Source organism: Formosa sp. L2A11 (genome assembly GCF_009796865.1).
Classification (GTDB): domain Bacteria; phylum Bacteroidota; class Bacteroidia; order Flavobacteriales; family Flavobacteriaceae; genus Formosa.
The window spans coordinates 2,060,930-2,087,116 of record NZ_CP047028.1; the positions used below are offsets into that span (position 1 = coordinate 2,060,930).

General features: G+C 33.1%; 26 protein-coding genes. 8 read left to right on the forward strand and 18 right to left on the reverse strand.

Features of this window, described 5'->3' with window-relative positions; genetic code table 11:
- Positions 1-9: 9 nt before the first annotated feature.
- Both GQR95_RS08970 and GQR95_RS08975 read left to right on the forward strand, forming a co-directional pair.
- The gene (locus GQR95_RS08970; RefSeq protein ID WP_159022855.1) at positions 10-3,534 is read left to right on the forward strand and encodes a nitrate reductase; all 3,525 of its coding nucleotides are present in this window, start codon (positions 10-12) and stop codon (positions 3,532-3,534) included.
- On the forward strand, positions 3,531-4,979 hold the full coding sequence (locus tag GQR95_RS08975) for a rubredoxin (RefSeq protein ID WP_159022856.1): 1,449 nt from the start codon (positions 3,531-3,533) through the stop codon (positions 4,977-4,979). The genes GQR95_RS08970 and GQR95_RS08975 overlap by 4 nt, the downstream gene beginning before the upstream one ends.
- On the opposite strand, the gene moaA is transcribed toward GQR95_RS08975, so the two are convergent.
- The 10 genes from moaA to glp all read right to left on the reverse strand — a co-directional run bounded on the left by moaA (position 4,976) and on the right by glp (position 11,957).
- Positions 4,976-5,983 carry a GTP 3',8-cyclase MoaA gene (gene moaA, locus GQR95_RS08980; RefSeq protein WP_159022857.1) on the reverse strand — a complete coding sequence of 336 codons (1,008 nt, stop codon included), beginning with the start codon at positions 5,981-5,983 and terminating at the stop codon, positions 4,976-4,978. The genes GQR95_RS08975 and moaA overlap by 4 nt on opposite strands.
- Before the next feature lies 1 nt (position 5,984).
- Positions 5,985-6,890, reverse strand: a complete 906-nt coding sequence (gene moaCB / locus GQR95_RS08985; RefSeq protein ID WP_159022858.1) for a bifunctional molybdenum cofactor biosynthesis protein MoaC/MoaB — start codon at positions 6,888-6,890, stop codon at positions 5,985-5,987.
- A 1-nt stretch (position 6,891) separates the two neighbouring features.
- Positions 6,892-7,329 carry a molybdenum cofactor biosynthesis protein MoaE gene (locus tag GQR95_RS08990; protein ID WP_159022859.1) on the reverse strand — a complete coding sequence of 146 codons (438 nt, stop codon included), beginning with the start codon at positions 7,327-7,329 and terminating at the stop codon, positions 6,892-6,894.
- Positions 7,330-7,494: 165 nt separating this feature from the next.
- Positions 7,495-7,731, reverse strand: a complete 237-nt coding sequence (locus GQR95_RS08995) for a MoaD/ThiS family protein (RefSeq protein WP_159022860.1) — start codon at positions 7,729-7,731, stop codon at positions 7,495-7,497.
- Between the two features lie 4 nt (positions 7,732-7,735).
- On the reverse strand, positions 7,736-8,320 hold the full coding sequence (locus tag GQR95_RS09000; RefSeq protein WP_159022861.1) for a bifunctional precorrin-2 dehydrogenase/sirohydrochlorin ferrochelatase: 585 nt from the start codon (positions 8,318-8,320) through the stop codon (positions 7,736-7,738).
- 1 nt (position 8,321) lies between these two features.
- Entirely contained in the window at positions 8,322-9,131 is an 810-nt protein-coding gene (gene cobA, locus GQR95_RS09005; RefSeq protein WP_159022862.1) for a uroporphyrinogen-III C-methyltransferase, read from the reverse strand.
- Positions 9,128-9,712 carry a molybdenum cofactor guanylyltransferase gene (locus tag GQR95_RS09010; RefSeq protein WP_255473198.1) on the reverse strand — a complete coding sequence of 195 codons (585 nt, stop codon included), beginning with the start codon at positions 9,710-9,712 and terminating at the stop codon, positions 9,128-9,130. Before GQR95_RS09010 ends, cobA begins: the two co-directional genes overlap by 4 nt.
- The gene (locus GQR95_RS09015; protein ID WP_159022864.1) at positions 9,712-10,458 is read right to left on the reverse strand and encodes a sulfite exporter TauE/SafE family protein; all 747 of its coding nucleotides are present in this window, start codon (positions 10,456-10,458) and stop codon (positions 9,712-9,714) included. The genes GQR95_RS09010 and GQR95_RS09015 overlap by 1 nt, the downstream gene beginning before the upstream one ends.
- Complete coding sequence (locus tag GQR95_RS09020) at positions 10,445-10,783, reverse strand: winged helix-turn-helix domain-containing protein (RefSeq protein ID WP_159022865.1); 339 nt, start codon at positions 10,781-10,783, stop codon at positions 10,445-10,447. The genes GQR95_RS09015 and GQR95_RS09020 overlap by 14 nt, the downstream gene beginning before the upstream one ends.
- A complete protein-coding gene (gene glp / locus GQR95_RS09025; RefSeq protein ID WP_159022866.1) occupies positions 10,773-11,957 on the reverse strand; it encodes a gephyrin-like molybdotransferase Glp in 1,185 nt (394 codons plus the stop codon). Before glp ends, GQR95_RS09020 begins: the two co-directional genes overlap by 11 nt.
- A gap of 223 nt (positions 11,958-12,180) precedes the next feature.
- Here glp and GQR95_RS09030 point away from each other — a divergent pair, with 223 nt between their 5' ends.
- Positions 12,181-13,395, forward strand: a complete 1,215-nt coding sequence (locus GQR95_RS09030; RefSeq protein WP_159022867.1) for a metallophosphoesterase — start codon at positions 12,181-12,183, stop codon at positions 13,393-13,395.
- Positions 13,396-13,427: 32 nt separating this feature from the next.
- Positions 13,428-13,835 (forward strand): arsenate reductase family protein, encoded by a 408-nt coding sequence (locus GQR95_RS09035; protein WP_233265900.1) that lies wholly within the window; start codon positions 13,428-13,430, stop codon positions 13,833-13,835.
- 8 nt (positions 13,836-13,843) lie between these two features.
- Here the strand turns inward: GQR95_RS09035 and GQR95_RS09040 are convergent, their stop codons facing one another.
- Together GQR95_RS09040 and GQR95_RS09045 are read right to left on the reverse strand one after the other, a co-directional pair.
- The gene (locus GQR95_RS09040; protein ID WP_159022868.1) at positions 13,844-14,239 is read right to left on the reverse strand and encodes a hypothetical protein; all 396 of its coding nucleotides are present in this window, start codon (positions 14,237-14,239) and stop codon (positions 13,844-13,846) included.
- A gap of 366 nt (positions 14,240-14,605) precedes the next feature.
- A complete protein-coding gene (locus GQR95_RS09045; RefSeq protein ID WP_159022869.1) occupies positions 14,606-15,055 on the reverse strand; it encodes a hypothetical protein in 450 nt (149 codons plus the stop codon).
- A 533-nt stretch (positions 15,056-15,588) separates the two neighbouring features.
- Here GQR95_RS09045 and GQR95_RS09050 point away from each other — a divergent pair.
- Positions 15,589-16,017 (forward strand): hypothetical protein, encoded by a 429-nt coding sequence (locus tag GQR95_RS09050; protein ID WP_159022870.1) that lies wholly within the window; start codon positions 15,589-15,591, stop codon positions 16,015-16,017.
- A gap of 227 nt (positions 16,018-16,244) precedes the next feature.
- Here GQR95_RS09050 and GQR95_RS09055 read toward each other — a convergent pair.
- From GQR95_RS09055 to GQR95_RS09075, 5 genes are all read right to left on the reverse strand, one after another.
- Positions 16,245-17,425 (reverse strand): IS3 family transposase gene (locus GQR95_RS09055; protein WP_159022871.1). Its coding sequence is split into 2 segments (ribosomal slippage): positions 16,245-17,170 and positions 17,170-17,425, totalling 1,182 coding nucleotides; the frame shifts between segments, so codons are not numbered across the junction.
- Between the two features lie 434 nt (positions 17,426-17,859).
- The gene (locus tag GQR95_RS09060) at positions 17,860-19,347 is read right to left on the reverse strand and encodes an SIR2 family protein (RefSeq protein WP_159022872.1); all 1,488 of its coding nucleotides are present in this window, start codon (positions 19,345-19,347) and stop codon (positions 17,860-17,862) included.
- 289 nt (positions 19,348-19,636) lie between these two features.
- Positions 19,637-20,335, reverse strand: a complete 699-nt coding sequence (locus GQR95_RS09065) for a hypothetical protein (RefSeq protein WP_159022873.1) — start codon at positions 20,333-20,335, stop codon at positions 19,637-19,639.
- 420 nt (positions 20,336-20,755) lie between these two features.
- Positions 20,756-21,415: a hypothetical protein gene (locus GQR95_RS09070; protein WP_159022874.1), complete on the reverse strand. Its 660-nt coding sequence runs from the start codon at positions 21,413-21,415 to the stop codon at positions 20,756-20,758.
- 110 nt (positions 21,416-21,525) lie between these two features.
- Positions 21,526-22,020: a hypothetical protein gene (locus GQR95_RS09075; RefSeq protein ID WP_159022875.1), complete on the reverse strand. Its 495-nt coding sequence runs from the start codon at positions 22,018-22,020 to the stop codon at positions 21,526-21,528.
- 152 nt (positions 22,021-22,172) lie between these two features.
- Between GQR95_RS09075 and GQR95_RS16595 the strand changes: the two genes are divergently transcribed.
- The 3 genes from GQR95_RS16595 to GQR95_RS16605 all read left to right on the forward strand — a co-directional run bounded on the left by GQR95_RS16595 (position 22,173) and on the right by GQR95_RS16605 (position 23,754).
- Positions 22,173-22,529: a transposase gene (locus GQR95_RS16595; RefSeq protein ID WP_199269574.1), complete on the forward strand. Its 357-nt coding sequence runs from the start codon at positions 22,173-22,175 to the stop codon at positions 22,527-22,529.
- Between the two features lie 43 nt (positions 22,530-22,572).
- Positions 22,573-23,097, forward strand: a complete 525-nt coding sequence (locus GQR95_RS16600; protein WP_199269575.1) for a hypothetical protein — start codon at positions 22,573-22,575, stop codon at positions 23,095-23,097.
- A gap of 183 nt (positions 23,098-23,280) precedes the next feature.
- Positions 23,281-23,754, forward strand: a complete 474-nt coding sequence (locus GQR95_RS16605) for a transposase (protein ID WP_199269576.1) — start codon at positions 23,281-23,283, stop codon at positions 23,752-23,754.
- 74 nt (positions 23,755-23,828) lie between these two features.
- Here the strand turns inward: GQR95_RS16605 and GQR95_RS09085 are convergent, their stop codons facing one another.
- Complete coding sequence (locus GQR95_RS09085) at positions 23,829-25,508, reverse strand: glycoside hydrolase family 2 TIM barrel-domain containing protein (protein WP_159022876.1); 1,680 nt, start codon at positions 25,506-25,508, stop codon at positions 23,829-23,831.
- Positions 25,509-26,187: the final 679 nt, after the last annotated feature.

The window sequence follows — 26,187 nt, forward strand, 5'->3', positions numbered from 1 at the left end:
CTCTTTAATATGCTTCAAAAAGAAATTAAAACAACGTGTTCATACTGTGGCGTAGGCTGTGGTATAATTGTAAAGAAGGATGAACATAATAAAGTTTATGTAGAAGGAGATAAAGATCATCCTGTAAACAGAGGTATGTTGTGTTCTAAAGGAATGAATTTGCATTATGTTGCTAACGATGTTTCAGATAGACTTTTGTATCCTGAAATGCGATGGAGTAAATCTCATCCGTTAGAGCGTGTAAGTTGGGATACGGCTTTAGATCGCGCTGCTAAAGTGTTTAAATCTATTATACAAAAATATGGTCCAGATAGCGTAGGGTTTTATGTGTCTGGACAGTGCTTAACCGAAGAATACTACATTGCAAACAAACTAACTAAAGGATTTTTAGGAACAAATAACATAGATACAAATTCTAGGTTATGTATGAGTTCCGCAGTTGTCGGTTATAAAAAAACATTTGGTGAAGATTCTGTGCCTATCTCTTATGAAGACATAGAGTTAGCTGATTGTTTTTTAATAACCGGTGCAAATCCGGCATGGTGTCACCCAATATTGTTTAGACGTATTGAGCAACACAAGGAGAAGAATCCGGATGTGAAAATTTTGGTAGTAGATCCTAGAAAAACCGACTCTGCAAATTTCGCAGATGTACATCTTCAAATATTACCAGGAACAGATGTTGTTTTATATAATGCAATAGGAAGACGTTTAATAGAACGTCGTATGATTGATCGTAGTTTTATAAAAGAACATACAGAGAATTTCGAAAAATATAAAAAACAAGTCCTTGCTACGTCATTAAAAGAAGCTGCAAAAATATGTGGAATTACTGTAGATGAAATTAAAAAGGCAGCTCAAATCATTGGAAATTCTAAAGCCTTCATAAGTATGTGGGCTATGGGATTAAACCAAAGTGCAATTGGAACATATAAAAATTATGCCCTTTTAAATTTATCTTTAATAACCGGACAAGTGGGGAAACCTGGTTCTGGTCCGTTTTCATTAACAGGGCAACCTAACGCAATGGGTGGTCGTGAAGTAGGAGGAATGGCTAATTTATTGGCCGTTCATAAAGATTTATTTAATGATAAACACCGTCAAGAAGTTGCTGATTTTTGGAAGGTTGATAAAATTTCTGATAAAGCAGGATATACTGCTACAGAAATGTTTGATGCTTTAGAGTCTGGTAAGATGAAAGCCGTTTGGGTAGTCTGTACAAACCCAATGGTAAGTATGCCAAATGCTCACAAGGTTGAAAAAGCCTTGAAGCATGCTAAATTTGTTGTGGTTCAAGATATTTCGAACCGAGCAGATACTTTAGAACATGCCGATTTGGTTTTACCTGCAGCAGCTTGGTTAGAGAAAGAAGGAACGATGACAAATTCTGAGCGTCGTATTTCGTATTTACCAAAAGGCATTGATGCTCCAGGAGAAGCAAAAGCTGATGTAGAAATCTTATGTGAGTTTGCTAAGAAGATGGGATTTGAAGGTTTTGATTATGCGTCTACAGCCGAAATTTATCAAGAATATTGCGAGATGACAAAAGGCTCGAATATCGATGTTTCAGCATTAAGTTACGACCGATTAAAGGGTGAAGGTACATTTCAATGGCCGGTTTCAGAAAGCCAAAAAGGAGGAACACCAAGACTATTCGAAGATAAAAAATTCTATACACCGTCGCAAAAAGCGATGTTTAATGTCCCAGATTTTATAAATAACACATCAGATTTACCAAACGAAACCTTTCCTTTAATTTTAACTACAGGGCGTGTTCGAGACCAATGGCACACCATGACCAAGACCGGGAAAGTGTCGCGTTTAAAAACACATTATTCTACGCCAGTTTTAGAAATTAGTCAGGTAGATGCTTTTATAAATAAAATTAAAGATGGCGATGTTGTAGAGGTTACAAGTGCAAGAGGCGTGGTTAGGGTGCGTGCTAAAGTCACAGATACGGTTAAAAATGGTGTTGTGTTTTTGCCTATGCATTGGGGAAAACAGTTACAGAGCGACTTGAATCGTACTAACAATTTAACGCATACAATTGTAGATCCCATTTCTAAAGAACCGGATTTTAAGTACACGCGTGTTTCAGTGTCGAAATATAAAAAAGAAACAGAAAAAATAATTGTAGTTGGTGCAGGTGCTGCTGCTTTTAGGTTTATTCAGAATTATAGAGAGCATAGCGAAACAGATAAAATTGTGGTGTTTTCAAAAGAAAGTAATCCGTTTTATAATCGGGTTTTACTTCCTGAATATGTGACTGAAGAATTAACTTGGGAACAGCTTCAAAAAATAAAAGAAAAAGAACTGAAGAAACTTCAAATCGAGTTGTATTCAGGAACCTATATTGTAGACATAGATCGTGAGAATAAATTGGCAACAGATAATCATGGAAATCATTACGCCTATGATAAATTAATTTTAGCAACGGGAAGCCGTTCTTTTGTGCCAAACGATGTACAGTTAAATTTACCTGGTCGTTTTACGTTACGTTCTAAAGATGATGCAGATCGTTTTAAAACGTATTTAGATGGTACAAATCTAAAAGCCGAAGATCAGCATGTTACTATTGTTGGTGGTGGACTTTTAGGTTTAGAGCTCGCAGCGGCTTTAAAACACCGGAATGTAAACACAACAATTATTCAGCGTGCATCTAATTTAATGGAGCGCCAATTAGATTCTATTTCTTGTAAATTGTTAGCCAAACATGTTCAGGAATTGGGTATTCAGATTTACTTTTCTAATGAAGTGAGTACTGTTTTTGATGACGATGACACTAAAAACGCATTAAATATCACCTTAAAAAGTGGAAAAACATTTAAATCTAATGCCATTGTGTACGCTATTGGTACGCGTCCAAATATAGAAATTGCAAAGTCTAGCGGTGTAGCTTGTGGTCGTGGTATAAAAGTGAATCAGCATTTACAATCGTCAGATCCAAATATTTTTGCGATTGGTGAAATTGCCGAATTCAATAATAATATTTTAGGTATTACTTCTGCAGCAGAAGAACAAGCAGCCATTCTTGCTAATTATTTAGCAGGAGATATTAGTAGTGTCTATAAAGGATCTGTTTCAATGAATATTTTAAAATTCAGCGATTTAGATTTATGTAGTTTAGGAAATTTATCTGTTCCGGAAAATGATAACAGTTACGAAGAAATCATTTTTATGGACATGTCTAAACGCTACTATAAAAAATGTATTGTAAAAGACGATTTGTTAGTTGGCGCAGTACTTATGGGAGATAAGAACGAATTTGCAGAATTTAAAACACTTATTGAAAGTAAAGTAGAACTGTCTGATAAACGAGATAAATTGTTGCGAGGCGCATCTAACGATAAACCCATGGTTGGTAAATTAGTGTGTTCTTGCAGTCAGGTTGGAGAAGGAAATATTACAGAAGCTATTAATAATGGCTGTACAAATTTCACCGAATTATGTAACCAAACGGGAGCAGGATTAGGATGTGGAAGTTGTAAAACTGAAGTGAAAGAGATATTAAATAATCATAAAGTTTTAGCATGATGAAAGAGTTATCTAGGTTAATTGTAAAAGGAGGCGTATTATCTCCAGGGGAGTTAAAATCGATTTGTTTAACGGCAGAACGTTTAGGGTTAGATACCATTTCTTTTGGGTCTAGACAGGATATTTTAATTTCAGAAAATATAACATCTAAAGCATTAGAATCTATAGATAATCTTCAGGTTGTACCAGCCCATGGCGAAGGTTCTGTAAACATTGTATCGTCTTATGTTAGTGCAGGAATTTTTTCAAACACCTCTTGGTTAACAGGAGAAAAATATTTGTATGTCTTAGAACAATTCAGAACAAATCCTCAGTTAAAAGTTAACATAACCGATCCAAGACAGCGTTTAGTTCCTCTATTTACGGGACATTTAAATTTTATTGCCTCAGAGCATGAAGATTATTGGTATCTGTATGTGCGTCTGCCAGAATGGGAAGCAGCAGAAGTGTATCCAGCTTTAATATACAGTTGGGATATGGCTAAAATTCAAACGACTATTGAAGGACTTTTACAAGAAGAACCAGAAACGGTCGAGATGATTTTCGATTTGGTTAATGATGCTATAGATACTAATAACAGAACCATTGATAAGCCCTTAAAAGTGCCGTTTTATCCGTTTCCGTATTACGAAGGGATGAATAGAATTGGAAACGATAAATATTGGTTGGGATTATATTGGAGAAATAATAATTACGATTTAGATTTTCTAAAAGCGATGTGCGATTTATGTTCAGATTGTAAAATTGGAAAAATTTCCATTACACCTTGGAAGTCGTTTATAGTGAAAGATATTCCGAATGAATCTAAACTAATCTGGGAAAAATTCTTAGGAAAACACGGAATTAATGTCCGTCATTCTATGTTAGAATTAAATTGGCATTTACCAGTTGCTAATGAAGACGCTTTAAAGCTGAAGAAATATTTAGTAACTAATTTCGACCAAAACGATATTAGTACTTACGGTTTAACGTTCGCAATTACAGAATATACTAAGAAAGCGTATTATTTTACATCTATAGTTATAGAGAAGAACGAGCAGCCAGAAGGTTTATCTGATTTTAAAATTAGAGATACTTATAATTTATTATATGCTAAGAATTTCGATCCGAACTCGAGAGAATATATTACGCATGTACAGGATATAGATCAGGTAGAATTGCCAGGTTTACTTATGGAATTAAGTCAGTTGTATTTTGAGCAATTGGGAACGGAACGCGACGAAGAAAAACAAATTAAAGCGGAAGCAGAACGTAAAGAAGCAGAGGTGTACCAATGTCAGGACTGTTTAACAATTTACAATGAAGCGTACGGAGACGAAACGCAATACATTGTGCCGAATACACCGTTTTCTGCATTGCCAGACACTTATGAATGTTCACTTTGCGAGGCTCCAAAATCAAGATTTAAGAAGACTACACATAAGCAACATGTGAGTCAGGCTTAACCGCCAATAGTAATCATACTTCTATTATTGGTGTGGTTTTCGGGATTATTTAGTGTTTCAAAATCTGTCATTCCAGCACGAACTGCATATTTCTTTTGGATTAGATTAGAGATAAGCGGTTCAATATTTTGGCCTTGTCTGTAGGCTTCTAAAAGATTCGTTTCTTGGTTAGAGAATAAACAGTTTTTAATATTTCCATTTGCTGTTAATCGAATACGGTTACAACTATCGCAAAACGGATTACTTACCGAACTTATAATACCAAAAGTCCCTTTATACCCTTTTATTTGATAATTTCTTGAGGTGAAATTGGCTTCGTTTTTAAGTGAAATAACATCTTGTGTTCCAAAATGCGCATGCGTGTGTTCTAAAATTTCAGCTTGGGTTACAAGCTTGTCTTTATTCCAATTATTTCCATCAAAAGGCATAAATTCTATGAAACGGATTGAAATAGGAAGATGTTTTGTGAATTGAATAAAATCAATGATTTCATCTTCATTAAATCCTTTTATTAAGACCACATTCATTTTTACATTGAAACCTTGTTCTAGTAACAGAATAATATTATCGTAAGCCGCTTTAAACTGATTTCTTCTGGTAATAAACGTGAATTTATCAGCTTTTAAACTGTCTAAACTCACATTGATGTCTTGTAATCCTGAGGCCTTAAAATCGTCTATAAACCGATCTACAATAACTGCATTTGTGGTAATAGAAAGTGTAGTATTTAAGGTTGCAAGGCGTTCCAGAATTTCAGAAAAGTCTTTTCTTACTAGAGGTTCACCTCCTGTTAACCTAATTTTAGTAACACCATGTTTCACGAATATAGATGTGATTTTAAAAATCTCATCTGCTGTCATAATATTGGATTTAGGTGTTAACGGTACGCCATTTTCGGGCATACAATAGGTGCAACGTAAATTACATTTTTCTGTTAATGAAATACGTAAATACGAATGCTTCCGATTAAATTTATCTGTTAATATGTTGGTTTCATTTATCATTCTAATGCTGCTGTCCTCTTAATATTTTAAAAATATGAAGTACGTGAGGAAACACGGCATCCATAGATTCTTTGGCGCCATTTGTAGAGCCTGGTAAAGCTAGAATAAGGCAATTTCCTAGTGTTCCTGCTACACTTCTAGATAACATGGCGTAAGGCATACGGTCTTGACCATAACTTCTAATTGCTTCTTCAATACCCGGAATTCTACGTTCTAAAATAGGCTCTAAAGCTTCTGGTGTAACATCGCGATACGATAAACCGGTGCCTCCTGTAAAAATGATGAGGTTGTTGGTTTCAGACAATGCAATTGCTTTAGATCTAATCAATTCAATTTCATCAGGAATAATGTCGTAATTCTGAATAGCAACATCATTGGCTTCTAATTTTTCAATAATAGCTTTTCCTGCAAAATCTTCTTTTTTACCACCAGAAATCGAATCTGAACACACAATAACACTTGCGTTTAATGTTGAAATTTGCTTGTTCTTGAAACTGCTTTTTCCGCCTTTCTTTTCAACTAATTTAATAGTATTTATTTCAATATGCTTATCAATAGGTTTTAACATATCGTACATTGTCAGTGCAACTACAGATGCGCCGTGCATCGCTTCAACTTCAACACCTGTTTTGTAAATGGTCTTTACATTGAAAATAATATGAATGTCTAAACCTTCAATAGTATATGCAACCGATGTGAATTCGATAGGTAAGGGGTGACAATCTGGAATTACGGTATGCGTGTTTTTTACAGCAAATAATCCGGCTGTTTTTGCCATTTCGAATACATTTCCTTTTGGAACTAAATTCTTCTGAAGCGCTTCAATCGTTTCGGGTTTACTCACTTTTACAATAGCAGTTGCTGTTGCGGTGCGTAATGTTTTTATTTTGTGGGTAATGTCTACCATGTTATTTGATATTGGTTTTCCATTGGTGGGTGTCGTCTTCAAAGATTTCTTTTCCAAAAATGGGTACGTTCTTTTTTATAGTATTTACAAGGTATTCTGTAGCAGCATACACTTCTTTACTGTGTTTAGACGATACAAATACGAAGAAACAAATCTCTCCAGCCTTAATTTTTCCAAGACTGTGGTAAATGTGCATGCAGGTTAAATCGTAGGTTTCAAATGCTTTTTCACGAATCTCTGCAATTTGTTCTAGAGCCATATCTTCGTAAGCGGTAAAATCTATAGCGGCAACTGTTTTAGCATCAATAACGTCTGCACGAACTTGACCTAAAAAAATATTATGTCCGCCAATAGTGTGTTTGCTTTGGTGCTTTGCAATCGATTCTGAAATGAAATTGGGTGAAATCGCTCCTTCAATAAATACAGTTTTCTTTTTCATGTGTTTTGCTTTTTCTGATTAGTCAGTATTAAAAAAGTTAATCAAACGTCGTACTGAAGGTGTTTCAGTATCTCATTATTAGTGAGTAATAAAGGGTTTTATATGAGACCCTGAAACGTGTTCAGGGTGACGAATGCTACCCCATCTAATATGGGTAATCTAATTTTATCCGCCAGCAAATGGTGGTAAAAGCGCAATTTCGTCTTGTAGCTGAAGCGTAATATCTTCACAATCTTGAACCAATTTATGATTTAAAGCCACATGAAATGATGCTGGATTTAATTGATATTTTACTTTTAAATCTTGAACCAATTCAGAAAGCGTTAACGGTTTAAATTCGAGCTGTTCTTCGCTACATTGAGTGTGTTCGGCAAGCATGCCAAAATATTTTATAGTTATCATCAGCTTATTTTTTTTTAGAGACTAATCCTTCTGTGACTTTATTCATTTCATCTACTTTAGCTTGAAAATCGCCAGTCAATGTTTTTCTGTAAACGTTTAAGTTAGAAACCAATTCTGTAATATTTTCTGGAATGACATCTTCTAATAACTGACGTAAACGTTTTGCCGTTGTTGGCGATTTTCCATTCGTTGAAATGGCTATTTTTACATGACCTTTAGTCACAATGCCTCCTAAATAGAAATCGCATTGATCTGGTGTGTCTGCAATATTTACAAGTAAATGTTTTGCTTTTGCTTCTTGATTAATTTGGAGATTAACATCTAAATTATCTGTGCAGCCAATTACAAAATGACGTTTTTCTAAATCTGAAATATCATAAGCTTTCTGAATTAAATTCACATTTGGATGCTTATCGGCTAATGCTTTAAGTTCTTCAAGAAAGTCTAAAGAAATCACGTCTACATTTGCATTTGGACTCGATTTTAATAAAAAGCTTAATTTTTCTAAACCAACATTTCCACCACCAACAATTAGGACGTCTAGCTGATTTACTTTTAAAAACATTGGGTATAATTCGTTACGTTCCATGTTATTGTGTTATAGGTTCTATGTCTAAATTTTGATATATAAAATCGTCTTCCATAAATTGTTCATTAAAATAAGTCAGTAAACTTTTATGTCCGTTTACCACTTCTCCGATAATAATAATTGCGGGAGACGAGAGTTGTTTTTCTTTTACTAAATGGACTATAGTTGCAATGGTTCCAACCGCTTGTTTTGCTTCTTCTTTCGTTCCATTTTGTATGATAGCAATAGGCATATCTGCGCGATTATTTGCTTTATAAATCTCTGCAATTTCAGAGAGTTTAGACATGCCCATTAAAATAATAACCGTTGCTGTAGATTGTGCTGCTAATTTAACATCGTTAGATAACGCACGACTAGAAGTTGTGCCTGTAATTACCCAAAAACTTTCAGAAACTCGGCGTTGTGTTACAGGAATTCCAACCGAAGCAGGAACAGCAATGGCTGAGGTAATACCCGGAATAATTGCTGTTTTAATGCCAAAATGTTCTAGGTAATCTGTTTCTTCTTTTCCGCGACCAAATACAAACGGGTCTCCACCTTTCAATCTTACAATTTTGCCGTATTTTTTCGCATAACTTACAAGTAAATCATTAATTTCATCTTGTGTGTAGCTGTGGTTCCCTTTACGTTTTCCGATGTATAATTTTACCGCATCTGGAGCGTGTTCTAAAATGTCTTCATTCACTAACGCATCATACAATACAGCTTTTGCTTTTTTTAATGCTTTTACAGCTTTTAAAGTCAGTAAATCCGGGTCTCCTGGACCTGCGCCAACAAGAGTCACTTTTGGTTGAACATCTGCTTCTTTCATAATTTACGCTGTATTAAAGTTTGTAATTCGTCTTGGGTATTTATGTTGTAAAGCGCACCAAAATCTCTAGATGCTACTTGTATGCGATGATAGGTTGATGATTGAATTAAATGCATCAATTTTAAATGATTTTGCTGAATAGCAGCTTCAAATTTTTCAAGATTGTTAGTGCTATACATGCCAATTAAAGGATAATCTCTTGTGCTGTCTGAAACAAAAGCAATGTTTGAATTAATTACTTTTGAATTGATTAAATACCGATTTATAATATGAGTCGATATCATTGGGATATCGCAACTTAATATTAAATTTTGGGGCGTATTTGTATGTGTTAATGCCGTATGAATACCTCCAACTGGACCTTTGTCTTTATGTATATCTGGAATTAACGGATAATTATAAATACTATAATCTGTGTTTTCTGTAATGAGATAAATCTGATTAGAAATGGGTTTCACAGCGTCTAAAATCCATTCTATAAAGGGTTTATTATTAAACATAACCAAGCCTTTCTCTGTCTGCATGCGGGAACTTTTTCCGCCACAAAGAATATAAACTGATATGTGTTTTTGTGTTTGCATTAAAACAGAAATAATTTAATTGATGCTAATAGTAATACGAATGAGAGCATATAAGTAAGCTTCACGTTAGAAAACCGCTGGCTCCCATATATTGCGCCTAATGTTCCGCCAATTAACGCAAACGGAATTAAGTAAAACGACTCTGTAGGGAAACTGTCGTTTTTTAAAAGAAAACCTACAATTCCTGAAACCGAATTCACAAAAATGAATAGTGCAGATACTGCTGCAGATTCTTTTGTAGTTCCCCAAGCTAAAAGTAAAATTATCGGACTTAAAATAATACCGCCACCAATACCAATCATGCCAGAAAAGAGTCCGATGCCACATCCTACTAATAAAGCCAATGATAGGTTTACCGGTTTTTGTGCTGTTTGTTCTTTTCCGAAAACACCTAAAATCCGTAAGACTGCTATAATTAAAAATACGCCTAAAATTTGCTTGTATAATGTGGTGTTTATAGTCAGGTAACCACCAATAAAAGCAGCAGGGATTGATGTTATGGCAAACGGATAAAAAAGGTTCCATTTAAAATGTTTATTCTTTTTGAAATACCAAAATGAAATCCCACTCACAAAAATATTTAATAGTAAAGCTGTTGGTTTTATAATTAAAATGGGAAATGAAAATAAAGCCATTAACGCCAAATAACCGCTCGCTCCACCATGCCCGACCGATGCATACAAAAATGAAATGCATACCAGAATAACAGCAAATACTATAAATAAGTTGGTGCTAAGAAATTCCATTTGTAACAGGCTTAAATTCGTTGTTTAAAAAGGTTTCACATTTTTCGTTTAGGTGTTCAAATTCAGTAATTAATTGTTTTCCGTAATCTGTTAATGTCGAGCTACCTCCAGATTTCCCTCCAATAGATTTTACTAACAAGGGTTGGTCTGCCAACTGTTCCATGTCGTTTAATAAATTCCATGCTTTTTTATAAGACATCTTTAAAGCTTTAGCGGCTGCCGTAATAGAGTTTTCACTGTCTACTTTTTTTAGTAGTTCAATTTTTCCGTAACCTAAAAAGGGCTTGCCATCTTTTTCTATCCAAATCCTACTTTTAATTTCCATAGCCGTCTAAACTTATACAGGTTACTTTATCTTGAGATTCTAAATTTTCTATAGCTTCAGGAATGGTGACTAAAACATTACTTGTGGCAAAAGTGTTTAACATAGACGATTGCTGACTTGGTAAAATACTAACGTCGCCATCTTTACAATAGGCTTTAAGGAATAATGTTTTTCCGGAAGTATTTTTAAATGCTGAATTTATATTCGCTTCAATTCGTGGTAAATGATAATCGCTAAATCCAGAATATTTTTTTAATATTGGTAATACATAGACGTAGAAACAGGTTAGGGCAGAAGCCGGATTTCCTGGAAGTGCAAACACAAACTGCTGATCTTTCTTTCCAAACCAAAGTGGTTTTCCTGGTTTCTGATTGATTTTATAAAACAATTCATCTACATTATTAATGTCTAACGCTTCTTTTACAAAATCGTAATCACCTACAGAAATACCTCCAGATATTAATAAGATGTCTCCATAATCTAGCGCTTTTTTAATGGTTTTTTTAGTTGCTTTTAAAGTGTCTTTGGCTTTAAATGTTTTAATTTTTTTTATACCAAATCGGTGTAGTGCCATTTCTAACATTACAGAATTGCTTTCGTAAATCGCACCTTCTTTTAATGGTTTTCCGTGTTGTTGTAATTCATTTCCTGTAACCAAAACAGACACTTTTGGTGTTTTATACACTGCAATTTTTGTAATTCCTAATCCTGCTAAGAATCCAATTGCAGCTTCATTTAGGCGTGTGCCTTTTTTTAATACAACCTCTCCAGCGTTTACTTGTTCGCCTATTGGTCTAACATTAGCGCCTTGTTTTGGCATTTTTGTGATGCTAATTGTATTCTCTTTTTTTGTGACGTGTTCCTGCATAATTACAGTATCTGCATCATCGGGGACTTTTGCTCCTGTAAAAATACGTACAGCTTCTAAAGGGTGTAACGTAATTTGTTTTGCATCTCCAGCCTTAGATTCTTCAGTAACTTTGTAATCTGTTTTATCGCTCCAAATAATAGCATAACCATCCATTGCAGATTGCCTAAACGACGGCATGTTAATAGGTGCCGAAATGTCTTCTGCCAATATAAAACCTAGACTTTTCGAGATTTTTACTTTTTTGATATGCTGCGATATCATGGTCGAATCTATAATATGTAATGCTTGCTGAACTGAAATCATATATTTAAGCGTTATGTCCTGCCGAATATAACGAATAAAAGCATTCGAAAAACATAAACTAAGTATTTTTACGTAGTTTTTATGTTTCGGTCTGTTTTTTGATAATAATCTAAAGAACTTCAGGTATTTATAATAAAACGTGTTTTCGAATTACGATGAGATTCAAATGAGTTAACTTATCAGAACATTACATTGTAATTTTAATCTTTTAAATATTGGATTTATGAAATCGTATCCGTTACCTATAATTATATTGCTTTGTTTGGCTATTTTATTGGTAGATGCAGTAACTTTTTATTGGTTACAATCTGTTTTAAAATGGATAGAAGGCGATGTTTACAAATATGTTATCAATGGGTTATTTGTGTTTTTTTCAATCGGATTGATAACTGCAATTTTGGTTTTAAAAATACGCCTAGATTATATCGATGTTAAACGTAAACAGCTTCTTATTTCGTCGTTATACGGTTTAACGGTTTCGTCTTTTGTACCCAAAATTATTTTTGTGGTATTTGTTAGTGTTTTAAGTGTTGCAAATCATATGGTTGCCGCTATAGAACCTTTGTGGTTAATTCCTGTTTTGGGAGTTGTTGCTGGTTTTTTGCCTTTCGTGGCAATTGTATATGCAATCTTTAAAGCGGTATATCATTTTAAAACCTATCACATAACGGTTCAGCACACCGATTTACCTAAAGCATTTGAAGGATTACGAATTGTACATATTTCAGATTTGCATTTAGGAAGTCTTAATTATCGTTATAAAGTGTTGGATAGAGCAGTGAAGATTATAAATGATTTGAAACCCGATATACTTTGTTTTACTGGCGATTTGGTTAATAATTATGCTTGGGAGCTTAACGGATGGGAAGATTGTTTCCAGAAATTATCTCCAGATATTAAAAAGTATGCCATTTTAGGAAATCATGATTATGGTGATTATAGTTCATGGAAATCAGACGTAGAAAAACAAGCTAATTTAGATGCTTTGAAAGCGTTTTACCGTAAAATTCAGTTTAAATTATTACTAAATGTTTCTGACATTATTTCTAGAGATCAGGAAAAAATTTATATGGTTGGTGTCGAAAATTGGGGCATGCCACCTTTTAAGCAATATGGAGATTTAAATAAAAGTATGACAGGTTTAAAGCCTACAGATTTTAAAATTTTAATGTCTCACGATCCCACACATTGGAGTCAGGAAGTTTTAAAAAACACCAATGTAGCATTAACATTAGCCGGACACACACATGGTATGCAAGCTGGACTTCAGCTTAAAAATAAAGCTTGGAGCCCGATAAAATATAAGTATAAACATTGGGCAGGTTTGTATAAAGAACAGAATCAATATTTATATGTAACAAGAGGATTAGGTTGGTTAGGATTTCCTGGTCGTTTAGGTATGCGTCCTGAAATTACAGTTTTGACATTAAAATCTTAAGAATAGAATTAATCATTTAAAAAAAACAAATTATGGATATTATGGGAATTATAGCAGAAGATAAAAATCAGATGACTTTAATTTATAATTCGGAAACGTCTGTAGGTAAACAGACTTTAGCATACGCAAATGCAGCAGATAAGACGTTAGCTGCTATAGATATTTCGAAAACTAAAGTTACAGGAACACAATGGGCAGATTTAGCCACTAAATTAGATCTTAAAATAGCCGATTTAGTAGATCAAGAACATACAGATTTTGTTAAGAATTTTGGAGATCAAGCAGCACTTTTAAGCTCTGAGGATTGGATTAAAGTCTTGCAAAATCAGCCAGAAGTTTTAAAAGGTTGTATTATAATTAACAGAAAAGAAAGTATAGTTATTACAAATCCTTCAGATCTTGTTAAGTATTTAGAAACAAATAGAGAAGCGATTAAATAATTGTTTTTTTAAGTCTTTACTTGTGCCGTGTCTAAAAATGAATTCAACTTTGCAAGATCGTCTTCATTAATCATTTCGGTATTTATAGATAGCGTTTTACTGTCTGTAATTATTTTGTAGCCCGATTTAAACGTTTTAATTTCTGTAATATCACTAATTATAATGTGTTTTGGAAGCGGTATTTGTTTAGAAATAACATCGTCTTTAATTATTAAATAGGCTGTAAAACGCTGTACAGCATAAAGGCCTAAATATAAAACAGCTAAAAGAATCCAGCCGTAAGTCAGAAAATTAAATTTAGATTCTTCTGCCAAAACTATTTTTGAAATAGCAAGTACACTCCACAAGATTCCTGCTATAAGATTCATGTTTAATTTCTTTTTCTTATAGCGTATTTTAATCATCTGGTATGGCGTTTTAGAATGTTAATTCAGGTAAATTACATCTGATTTGTAAATAACCAATTTACATAATTTTTAAATGTATTAGCTATTCTTTTAACGAAAAAAGTTAGAAATGATAACACACAAAAACTGCTGAAAAATAAATAGAAGACTAATTGATGTACTCCGTTTATATTTTTAGTAGTTTTTTTGTTTGCATAAATTTTTATTTTTCATTATCCACCGTATTTCAAACATTAGATAATTTTTCAAAATATTTTCTGCCGAGTTATCAAATTCCGTTAGCTCTATTTTTAATGATGGTATCATTCATTTAGATACAATCAGAAACTTTTCCGAAATAAATTTCATTTTCAGATTAAGTACTCAGTCCAAATTTTTCTTTTGTTCGTGACTAGACCAGTTTCCAGAACCTAAAGGGTTCTCTGTTGCAACCCAATTTTTTTCATCTTTTATATAAAGTAGACGACCATCTTGTTCGTAAATAAGGTTTGGAGATAAATAGTCTCTTGTAGAACAAGGGAAATTGAACATGTTATTGTTGTCGCTATCCGATTTTGGTTTAATAGGAAAGTTCTCATATCCTATTTTATAGATGCCTTCTTTTATTAAAAAATCTCTTAAGCCTATTAAGCTTTCTTTTCGAGATTTTTCAGATATCCATTCCAAAATAGGCTTACTTGTTTCGTTGTGGTAATATAGATCAATATAAACTTCTGCTTTTAAATTTTCATCCGGAGATGTATTGGTGTTATTAGGATATATTTTTTTTATGTAAGAAGTGGAGTGATTATATCCGCGTAGCCCTTGAGACATAAATAAAGCGCTGTTTTTAGTATTAAGAGTGTCTGTGAGTTTGAATGAAAGATAAAAGGTCTCGTAATGGCAGCGAGAAGTATAAATACTGTCAATTATGGCTAATGTTGTTATTCTTTTTGGGTAGTTGTTTTCTTGTTCAACTATTTTTACAATAGAGAAAAAAATAATGAATGAAAGCAGAAGGTTTTTATAAGTCATTTTTATGTTTGTATTTGTTTTTTAAGCAAGATTTTTCCTTCAAATACAAATTCTGATGACTCAAATTCAACAATTGGTTTTGGCGTTTCGGAATCGAAAGTTATCGTTTATAAAAACGAAAATAAAAAAAAATTATTAAAGCTATTGTCTTTTTCATATTACTTATAACAACTAGACATTTATATCTTTAAAGAAATTAACGCACATAACATGGGGTTATATAACGTTTGTGAATTAAAATTGAATTATTTAAAAATATTTAAGATGTAGTATGTTTTGTGTAACTTTTGTTTGTTAATTTCGTTTGGTTAATATAATCAATAAAGAATATTTTGAACAATTCAAATCAAAGCATTTCAGATTTAGAGTTTACTCTTCTTTTAGAAATAGAAGGAAACATAGTCGATGAAAGACATGATCTTACCATTGGTAGTCTAACCATGATAAAAGAAGAAAAAACTTTTGTTATTGAATTTAATCAATCTTATACAACTTACTTTGAAGACAAGGATGTAACTGTAATTGAGTGTCATTTTCCACAGCAACATTTTGAAACATTAAAAAATGGCACAAAGTATAATGAGAATTTTCCTGATTGCAAATTTGACCTACCTGTTACAGAAATCTCTGAGGCTCATAACGTATTGTGGTTAGAAGGAGAACTGGAAGCGGAAATTAAGAGTATGACTCTTAAAGTTAAACTTAATGAAACGTCTTCATTTCTATCTAACGTTATTGAATGGAGTGAATTCGAATCTTGAAAAAACACCATATACTTCGATTATATGGGGAAAGAAAGTTGAAAATAGAAAATGGGAATTTTTAGTTAATGTATTCAATCTACACGAATGATTTTTATGCTTTAGCAATAAAGACTAGTTTCTTTGTGCTGTAATTGTTTATACATTACTGGTAAACATTTTTTCTTTTATTTGCCCGTTTATAATGCTTGGACTTGCAACAAAAAACTGGACAATTAGTTGAATGACTATGCTGCTAGTTCATTATTATACATATCTAATTCAAATTCTCTAATGCTTCTGTTTCCTAAAAAGGAATGTCTTCGTCTATTATTATACCATGTTTCTATCCATTCGAAAATAGATAACTCGGCTTCAGACCTTAGTTTATAATTGTGTCTATATACCCATTCTACTTTTAATGATTTAAAAAAGGATTCTGCCACAGCGTTATCCCAACAGTTTCCTTTGCGACTCATAGATTGCATGACTAACCCTTCATAGCTTTTAATAATAAAGGTAAACCTTTGGCTTGCATATTGTACACCTCTATCAGAATGAAAAATTAGAGGTTCTTGCAAGGTTGTTTTTTTTATAGCCATGTTCCAAGCTCTTACAATAGTGTTATCTGTAGTAAGATCTTTGCTTAAAGACCATCCAACCACTTTTCTATTAAATAAATCGATAATAACCGTAAGATATAGCCAACCTTGTTTGGTTTGAATATAAGTGATGTCACTTACCCAAACTTGTTTTTCTCGATTAACATCAAAACATTGGTTAAGTAAATTAGGAGCTATTGGATAATTATGGTTACTATCTGTGGTTGTTTTAAATTTACGTTTTCGTTTAGCAAACAAATAATTAGCGCTCATGATACGGGCTACTCTGGGTTTAGACACCTTATAACCTAATGCTTCCAATTCTGATTTTATCCTTGGAGAGCCATAGCTTTGAAAACTCTTCTCAAAGATGCTTCTAACAAGCGAGCTTATCTTTTGGTTTTCTACCCACAACTTACTTGGTCCTGATCCTAACCAGTAATAATAACCACTTTTGCTTACCTTTAATACTTTGCACATCGCCTCAACAGGAAATTTTAATAGATGTTGTTTTATAAACCTGTATTTTTCTTGTCGCTCACGGAGAAGATGCCAATCGCCTTTTTTAAGATATCACGTTCTAATTCGGCTTCTTTTAAAGCCTTTTTTAAACGATCTATCTCTTTCTCTTCATCAGTCATTTTAGGCTTACCCCGACCAGGAAAACTGTTTTTACCGTAATCTTTTAACTCTTTTCGCCAACGATAAAGCACAGATGGAAATATGTCCAAGTCTTCGCAGACTTGCTTTACATTGTCTTTGGCATAACTTAATTCTACTGCTTTTTGCTTAAACTCTAATGTGTAATGTTTCGGTTTACTTCTCATAATTGCTAAATTAATAACTAGAAAACAAATTCTCTCAACTTAGTGTCTAGTCTAATGTAGTAATTCCAGTCCAGGGTAAGTATGTAGATACGGCAGGAATTGAGGGAAAGAAGATGTCATTACCTGGGGAGGTCTCCAAAACTACGAGTTGGTTATTTGGAGAAGTCAGCAGAGGTCATAGTACTTACAGGAAACGAGCAGAGGCAATACCTCCGATGGACTCACAAGTAGGGAAGGACTGAACGTAATTCTCTTCAAAATTCGCATAGGAGCCCTAGTGGTAGCCTATGCTTAAACTAGAAGATAGTGCCAAGGGTGAAAAGAGCTTTGGTGTGATGATTTACGAACCGCCGTATACGAGACCCGTACGTACGGTGGTGTGAGGGGTGCACTCCGTCATTTGATGGCGGAGCCATCCACTCGATTGGCAAGCGTTATTTGTATTTAATGTAATCATATGCACATAAAATTTTTCTGTAATCCGTATCGTTTTTCTTCTCAGTATTTCTCAAGTATTCTTCAACCTCGGAAAGAGTTAGATTGTTTTCCATAACATTGTAGAAAATAGAATTTGCTTTATAAGAATTTGGAATATTCTCATCTTGAAGAATTTTTTCAATAGTATTATGTTCTATTTTTTTTGTAATAGAGCTTAAAAAAGATAATAACTTATCTTTTTGTTGACGTTGTAATTTTTCTGAAGACTTTAATTCGGTATTTACTTTGCTAAAACCATAAATTGGAAAATATTGTTGTTTTTGAATTTGATGTTTATCTATTAAAGTTAAAATTTGTGTATTGGACTCATCAATGATTTTGAAATAATTTGTCATTAATTCTGATTTCGATTGATATTGATAACTAATAGTTTTTTCAGAACCAATTGCTAATATTTTCGCTCCATTTCTTAAAGTATCTAAATCTTCTGTTATAGTTACTTTTATTTCTCCACCAGAATAAATTTCTTTAACTACACTTTGTACTTTTCTAACATCCATTGCTGATATTGGTAAATGAATATCTGATAAACACTTGTATATATTTGTGAAGTTATCAGTTTTAATTTTATTAATACGAATTGTAGAAAAACCATCCATATCTATATCATGTTCCGTAATTTCATCATTATCTAAACCTTCTTCATATTCTACAAGTAAAAAGTTATTCCTAATTCGAGTTGCTAATTCAGAATTTGGTTCAACGTATGTGAAAAGTGTTTTGAGTATCTTTTTTATATTTTCATCTCCAACTCCATAACCTAAAAAAATGATTGGGTTGTGAACAAATAGTGATAAAAGCTGAGCTCTAATTAAATCATATTTTTCATCAAAGAATTTGTAATCATTATCGGTTATAATAATTTTGTCTGGGTTTGAAATACAACCATGAATTTTATATACAGATCCATATGGATTGCTTAATAAAATATCATTTCCGATAAGTTTATTAAATTCAAATAAATGTTCAATAAGTGAGTCGTAATTTGTTGTAATGATAGAACCAATATTTTTACGAACTTTTTTAAATTCAGCTAATTCATTTTCTTTGTCTTCTCTGAAATCTAGTTCTTTTAAAAGAATCGTTATGTAAATTTTAAAACGACTGATATTAATTCCATTTTTCATGTTCTCATAAAAAACGTTGTTAATTTCTTTAAATTTCCCATTCCTATTATCCTGTAAATTTTTATTAAATTCTATTTCTAAAAGGTTAGCTAATTTTTCGAAGTTATAAACTCTTCCTTCTGTACAACTTGCTTTTAAGTCTAGATAAAATTCTTCATTGCTACTTAAATCTATTGCAATTTGTTTTAATAAACTGTCCCAAGTATAAGAATTTTTTAAGTAACGCAGACTAATTCCTGTTCCGATAAATAATACAGGATGATTATTGTATTGTGAAATAAATTCAGATATTTTCATTTTTTTGTTATGATTGCCAACTCCTAATATCCCAAATAAACATAAGTTTGTCCCGTTAAGAAGCTTATTAAAAAGTGTTCCTAAAAATAAAACAATTCATTGAATTTAGTTTGAGGAGAAACCGTAATTATGCAAATTAGATTAATAAATAGGACGTAGAAAAGAAAGGACTAAGTTTACTGTATAGGCAGTGACTATACAGTAAAATCTAGTTCTGTATAAATTGGTAATCTGTATTTTATTGTATTAGAAAATGTTAGAAATTCTAATTTTCTTAATTGATTTGTGTTTAGCAAATTAGCAACAATCGGCTCTGTCCATTTTTTTCTTTAGGTGCACGGTGAACACATGGCAGAACTTGGCTTTCGGGATGGTCTATGGCTAATTTCCATAAGCTGCCTAGACCTAAGGTTATAGGTTGTGCCTGAGGTTGCTCTTGATAGTGTAGGTCAAAGAAATTTTCACTTAAAAAGGACTCAAAACCTGCATCTGCGCCATCATATAGTTTTTTGAGTTCGTTACGTATTTCCGGAACAAGCACTTTTTGCGTAGCTTGTGAATTTGGTAATATTTCACTGGACTCGCCGTAGTAAGTGCATAAAAAGGTTTCTGTAGGCACTGGAGAGCGATCCACATGATAAGAATACACATCTGTAGGGAAAAATGGTAAGATATCATCTCTCTCATAATACTTGATTATATTAAGTGTTGGAGATGCGCCATGAGCTTTCAATAACTTCAAGTCATTTAAAAGAATTTCACGAGCAAGTTGTCCTTGTTCGCTTAATTTAAGTTCACGAAGTTGCTCTGGATTTAGTTCTGCTATATTATCGTTTAGTTCTACCTTTTTAACAATCTCAGAAAAATCACCTATTAATTTACGATTCCAACAACTGGCATTAATATCTCCATGAAAAGGTATGGAAACAAGGTCTTGGAAATTCGAGACATAGTGAATTTGATTCTCAGTATGAGATAAATCTATCATAATGGTTTAGAGCTAACTTTGATTAAGTACTAAATTAAGCATTATTTTATGGGGTAATAGCACGTTTTTATTTATTTTATTTTTCTCTGATTAGCATAAAGCTAAGCATCATAATAATACGTATTCTGATTGCCTCTAATCCATATTTGAATAATCGCGTAAGTAAAAATGTGCTTGACTTTTCAACCCATTCAGGTACGATGTTTTAGTGCTTCAATAAAAAGGCAATGCAAATAAAACTAATAATGTAAAGTTCCCCGATTTTTAAAATTCTTTTATTTCTATTTAAATGATTACTAACGTATTTATTTGTGGCGTAGTTTACTGCTTAAGATTAGCATGTATACACTAAGTTGGGAATTCTGTAGAATTTTATTAAGTGCTCTATAATAGATGGCTACTTGTAGTTGTTGTGTGTAGTTATTTTATTCGTTCAGCGGTAAACTCTTCGGCAATTATAACATGTTGATTCAAAAAAAAGTCACTGGGACTTACGTCCTCATTTCCAAATATTAGAATTTTTACTTTTGGTTTGTTAGCGTAACCTTTCTTATCTTTAATAATTTCATTTTTTGTACTAAAATTTAATTTATGCTTTTCGCAAACACTTTTTATAGATTTTTCTAAAGACTTTGGAATGCAGATTGTTCTTTTTGAATGTTTTTTATAATACGCTTCATTATTCCAGAAATATTCATTTACCGTAATCCAATTTCCAGTTTGTTGCTCCAAAATATTACTGATTTCTCCTATAAATTCATTAACATTTTCAGGTTTTCCTTTTATTTCACACTCAAGTTTGTTTTCGTTATATTTTAATAGCAAAGGATGATTTTTTAGAACTTTTAATTTTACATGTGGTAACATAATGTTACTAAAAAAGCCATTAAAATATTCGGTATTTTTGCAAATTAATTTCCATTCTTCATACTCAACGGGAATGTCATAACTACTTTGGTTAATTGATAAAACCATTTCTAAAATACTCTTAGAAGGATTATAATTATACGATTCAAGTTTTAAATCAGAATCTTGGTAGAATTCGGTTGTATTTGTTCTTTCTATTAATTGTTTAATCATTGGTTTTTTTAATGTTTGGTAACGTGTTTCAAGCACTACAGTTTGTCAATAAAACACTAATAGAAGGTCTGGGCCTAGCAATTATTTTTATAAGGTGTTGTGTAACGTTTTTATTTTGCTATTTTAAATGCGTTTAATGCTATTTGTTGAATCATATAAGGCCACATTTCTGTTGCTTTTGAACCAGCATAGATGCCAATATTTGAGGTTGTATTGAATTCTCCATTTTCCTCTGTTTGTATGTCGGAATTGTATTCGAATGAGTTTTCTGTTCTATTTTTCATTAGTAATAGAATTTTCATGTTTTTTTCCTTTTCCTCATCAGTTTTTCCACTTGTCCCTAAACAAAAATAGAATTCAATTGTGTCGTTTTTTTCGTTAGAATCTTTAAACAGAGAATCATTTTTGTAAGTGTCTACAATTTCTTGAAATGGCTCGAATTTAATTATCGAATAGTCAAAATTAATTGAATCTGTTGGGTGCATTTTTATGGTAAACTTTGACCCTAAAGGGAATGCAAATCCGTTTGCTGGTTCAGTTGGTAAATCTTGGGAATAAATTACTGAGCTAATTATTAAAGTTAAAATCAGGATAATTTTTTTCATTCTCATATTTTTTTCAAAAAGGTTGCAAACACGCAACGATTTCTGATTAAGCACTTAACCGCAATTTTTTATATACATTGTACCTGTTGCACAAGTTAAGAAAAAAGTAGTAATGCAATTGCTTAAAAAACGAACGTTTCTTATCTTTATGTATGCAGGGAAAAAAGACATATCAAGAGAAGCTATTTAATCAATTTAGACTTAGCGAACGTGTGCCAGAAGCCAATTTCTACCGTCGGCTTCATACCGCTATAGATCTTAATTTTCTTTATAAAACCACCAAAAAATTCTATGGATCAAGCGGACAAAAAAGCAGCGATTCCATTGTGTTTTTTAAACTTTGTTTAGTGGGCTATTTAGAAAATATAACTAGCCATCGCAAGCTTATTGCACATTGTAGCATGCGTTTGGATATATTGTATTTTTTAGGGTATGATATAGACGAAGAATTACCGTGGCATTCTACCATTAGCCGTACACGACAATTATTTCCAGAAGACGTTTTTTGAATCTGTTTTTATAAAGGTTTTTGAACTATGTGTATCCGCAGGTATGGTCGCTGGACACTCGCAAACAATAGATTCTGCTCCTGTAAAAGCCAATGCTTCCATGGATACTTTAGAACTTAAAATTCCTGAAGAAGATTTAGAAGATCACCTACGTCAAATTCGTAACATTAGCAATCGAGACAAAAACAAACCTTTAAGGCAATCTAAAGAAAATAAAGCAGATAAAGCCCAACAAACATTATCTGCATCTAACAAAGAATTACAAGCTATAAAAAGCCGTAATACAAAATGGGCAAAAGATCAAGATGCTCGCCCAGGAGCCGGTGCTAAAGGCAGTCGTTATACGAGTAACAAAACACATTATAGTCCCACAGATCCTGACGCACGTATTAGTGTAAAACCCGGCAAAGCAAGAAAACTTAATTACCTTAGTCAGCTTACTGTAGATACAGCAAACCATGTTATAAGCGATATAAAAGCGTACCATGCAGACGGTAAAGACAGTCAGCAATTACCAGATATTGTTAAGCGTGTAAAACAACGACTGTGGAAATCACAGCTTGTTTGAGAAAATTGTGTATCCGACACAGACTATAGTAGCGGTGAGAATTATGCGTTTCTAGAAGCTATAGGTTTAAAACGTTTTATACCCGCTCATGGCACTTATAAAGGTGGGCCAGATGGATTTACTTATGATAAGGACAAGGATCATTACACCTGTCCAGAAGGTAAAACCATACCGTTTAAAAAGGTGTTTGTTGAAAAAAAGAACAATACCAAAAAGAAGGAATATCGCGGATCAAAACAGCTGTGCATAGACTGTCCAATCCGCACAGCATGTTTAGGAAAATCAGCTCAAGAAAAGAAATTTACCGTTACGTATTATCGAGAGGAATACGAGCGGAATATAGCCCGAGTAGAAAGTAATCAAGGAGGCTATATGAAAGAAAAACGGCAAAGTACCGTAGAACCCGTATTTGGCACCCTGACTCAGTTTATGGGGTTAAACAAGGTTAATACTATTGGTATCAAGCAAGCTAATAAATGTATGCAACTCTCCGCTATTGCTTACAATCTCAAAAAATATATGAAATTTATTGAAAAACGTACTAAAAGCGATGCAAGAGTACTTGCGCTTTATTTTAGCCTCAAAAACACCCTCTATAAAGCTATTGATACGCTTTTAAGACCTTGTAAATCAACTATAATAAGAAACCATCTCTAAAGACGGTTTCTTATTATAGTTGAACTATGTATTATAGACTTGTGCAACGATTACCATTGTTGTGTGCTGTCTTACTAACGACTGATTTCTTTAGCCCAATCACCTCTGTAAATTATTTTTTGGTCGTGAATTTGAAAAGTGAATTTACCATACCTAACAGATATTCCAGCCGATGCATTTACAACCCAGCTATTATCTGGGATAAAAAAGGAATTTTCTGATGTAATTATTTTTTTATCTAATTGATTTTTTATTGGAACCGAAACTTGTTGACCTACATCCCATCCTAGGTGTGTATTATAGCTTACAATTAAATCACTAGTCAATTTAAAATTTTCATTGGTTACAATTTCGGTTTTTATACTTGCATTTTTGCTTTCGTTTAAATCTTTTTCAGGTGTGACTTCTATCGTTAATTTGGGCAATTCAATAGCAGTTTTAGAAGCCAGAATTATAATAGATTCGTTTTTTACACTATTATCTTCACTATCAAAAAACTCAAAAGCAAGCTCCATTGCTTCCGTACCAACTGGATTAATTGTTAATTGATCTGCAAAATAACCTGCGTTTGTTATTTTTTTAGAATAGATAACTTCATCGCGGTTTTTCACAACTACTTTTTTAATAGTCGCATCATTATAAAACTCTAAAGGTATCGTCGTTGTGTTGGTGTGTATTGTTTTGTTTTTAGGACTTATAATAAGCCCTTTCATATAATCTCGCATGGCAAACCAAACAGGACGAGGTGAACCATATTTGTCGTTAACATCTTTATAACCCCAAAATCCAAACCATTCTTCTGGTTGGTCTTTATTGTGTATGCTTTTTTCTCCACCTTTCCACCAACCATCAGCATAATAAAATGGGCACATTCCTACAGCTCCAGCATCCATCAGATCTCGGTAATTAGAGACCAATCCTTCACTTTGTTCTTTTAAAGTTCGTGAGCCAAAACTACCAAAGCCTCCTTTTGGTGATACTGAATGTCCAAATTCAGTAATTATAAATGGTTTATCTAATCCGTTTAATTCATTTAAACCTTTAATATAATCTCTAAATCCCATTGTTGCTGTTTGGCCTTCATTGTAGCCATAACAATTGTAAGCGTATACATCAAACATACTTTCATCCATCCAATCGCTAATCATAGCATTTGCAGAAAGTGTAACTGGTACATTTGGATGATCTTTATGAATCATATCTACCATCATTTTCATAAGGTCTTTAAACGCCTTGGCTGAAACTTTATGAATGTGATCTGTTTGAGGTTCGTTAATAACCAGATACGTAATTATACAATCATATTTTGGCGCATATTTCAAGATATTTACCAGTTGTGTCTTGCAATGATTTATAAATTTAGGATCACTATAATCTTCTTCGGGATTAACTTCTAAGCCCATAATTAGTTTTAAACCCGATTCTTGCACCAATTTTAATTGTGCTTCAGAAAATTGACTCCAAGTTCTTATTGTATTGTAACCTCCTTTTTTAATGTTATCGAGATCATATTTCATTAACTCCAAATGATCGTTCTTTTCATCTTCATAAGGATGTTGTCCTGGTCGTGCACCTATTTCGTAACCGATGGCTTTTATAAAGAATTTCTCTCCATTAAGGTAGTACCAATTGTCTTTTAGTTCAATATTAGTTTCTGCTTCCTTTTGTTCAGTTTTAGACTTTTCCAGTTGAGAACAACCCAAAATCAGTTGAGTAATACATAGAATGAGTATTAATGTTAAATTTTGTTTCATTTATTCTGTTTTTTGATTGCACACAACGGCTCGAATATGCGTAGTGCGGAATTTCAAGACACTTCACTATTAAACCACTACTTTGTTTGTTAAATGCTGTAATGTTCAAATTCACCATATCCCCCGCATTACGTATATTTATTGTGTGTGCCCAGCATGGGCATCTTTTGATTTACCGAAAGGTAAATAATTAATCTATAGGGTGCAAGTCCCTTATGCGCAGGAGTAACGTTCTGAAGCATTAGTAAGTCGCAAGGGTGAAAACCGTGAGGTTTTATCAGAAGGAAGCGGAACTACAAAACTCGGTACTGACGAACAGAAATCGTATACAGAGGCATATTTACTCGGGTAAGTAACCACATCATTGTAACGCCCCAAGATTAACAAAAGGGTAAGTATGTAGATACGGCAGGAATTGAGGGAAAGAAGATGCCATTACCTGGGGAGGTCTCCAAAACTACGAGTTGGTTATTTGGAGAAGTCAGCAGAGGTCATAGTACTTACAGGAAACGAGCAGAGGCAATACCTCCGATGGACTCACAAGTAGAGAAGGACTGAACGTAATTCTCTTCAAAATTCGCATAGGAGCCCTAGTGGTAGCCTATGCTTAAACTAGAAGATAGTGCCAAGGGTGAAAAGAGCTTTGGTGTGATGATTTACGAACCGCCGTATACGAGAC

Coding starts and splice junctions, on each gene's coding strand:
- GQR95_RS08970 (WP_159022855.1), top strand. CDS start 10: ATGCTTCAAAAAGAAATTAAAACAACGTGTTCATACTGTGGCGTAGGC.
- GQR95_RS08975 (WP_159022856.1), top strand. CDS start 3,531: ATGATGAAAGAGTTATCTAGGTTAATTGTAAAAGGAGGCGTATTATCT.
- moaA (WP_159022857.1), bottom strand. CDS start 5,983: ATGATAAATGAAACCAACATATTAACAGATAAATTTAATCGGAAGCAT.
- moaCB (WP_159022858.1), bottom strand. CDS start 6,890: ATGGTAGACATTACCCACAAAATAAAAACATTACGCACCGCAACAGCA.
- GQR95_RS08990 (WP_159022859.1), bottom strand. CDS start 7,329: ATGAAAAAGAAAACTGTATTTATTGAAGGAGCGATTTCACCCAATTTC.
- GQR95_RS08995 (WP_159022860.1), bottom strand. CDS start 7,731: ATGATAACTATAAAATATTTTGGCATGCTTGCCGAACACACTCAATGT.
- GQR95_RS09000 (WP_159022861.1), bottom strand. CDS start 8,320: ATGGAACGTAACGAATTATACCCAATGTTTTTAAAAGTAAATCAGCTA.
- cobA (WP_159022862.1), bottom strand. CDS start 9,131: ATGAAAGAAGCAGATGTTCAACCAAAAGTGACTCTTGTTGGCGCAGGT.
- GQR95_RS09010 (WP_255473198.1), bottom strand. CDS start 9,712: ATGCAAACACAAAAACACATATCAGTTTATATTCTTTGTGGCGGAAAA.
- GQR95_RS09015 (WP_159022864.1), bottom strand. CDS start 10,458: ATGGAATTTCTTAGCACCAACTTATTTATAGTATTTGCTGTTATTCTG.
- GQR95_RS09020 (WP_159022865.1), bottom strand. CDS start 10,783: ATGGAAATTAAAAGTAGGATTTGGATAGAAAAAGATGGCAAGCCCTTT.
- glp (WP_159022866.1), bottom strand. CDS start 11,957: ATGATTTCAGTTCAGCAAGCATTACATATTATAGATTCGACCATGATA.
- GQR95_RS09030 (WP_159022867.1), top strand. CDS start 12,181: ATGAAATCGTATCCGTTACCTATAATTATATTGCTTTGTTTGGCTATT.
- GQR95_RS09035 (WP_233265900.1), top strand. CDS start 13,428: ATGGATATTATGGGAATTATAGCAGAAGATAAAAATCAGATGACTTTA.
- GQR95_RS09040 (WP_159022868.1), bottom strand. CDS start 14,239: ATGATTAAAATACGCTATAAGAAAAAGAAATTAAACATGAATCTTATA.
- GQR95_RS09045 (WP_159022869.1), bottom strand. CDS start 15,055: ATGTCTCAAGGGCTACGCGGATATAATCACTCCACTTCTTACATAAAA.
- GQR95_RS09060 (WP_159022872.1), bottom strand. CDS start 19,347: ATGAAAATATCTGAATTTATTTCACAATACAATAATCATCCTGTATTA.
- GQR95_RS09065 (WP_159022873.1), bottom strand. CDS start 20,335: ATGATAGATTTATCTCATACTGAGAATCAAATTCACTATGTCTCGAAT.
- GQR95_RS09070 (WP_159022874.1), bottom strand. CDS start 21,415: ATGATTAAACAATTAATAGAAAGAACAAATACAACCGAATTCTACCAA.
- GQR95_RS09075 (WP_159022875.1), bottom strand. CDS start 22,020: ATGAAAAAAATTATCCTGATTTTAACTTTAATAATTAGCTCAGTAATT.
- GQR95_RS16595 (WP_199269574.1), top strand. CDS start 22,173: ATGCAGGGAAAAAAGACATATCAAGAGAAGCTATTTAATCAATTTAGA.
- GQR95_RS16600 (WP_199269575.1), top strand. CDS start 22,573: ATGGTCGCTGGACACTCGCAAACAATAGATTCTGCTCCTGTAAAAGCC.
- GQR95_RS09085 (WP_159022876.1), bottom strand. CDS start 25,508: ATGAAACAAAATTTAACATTAATACTCATTCTATGTATTACTCAACTG.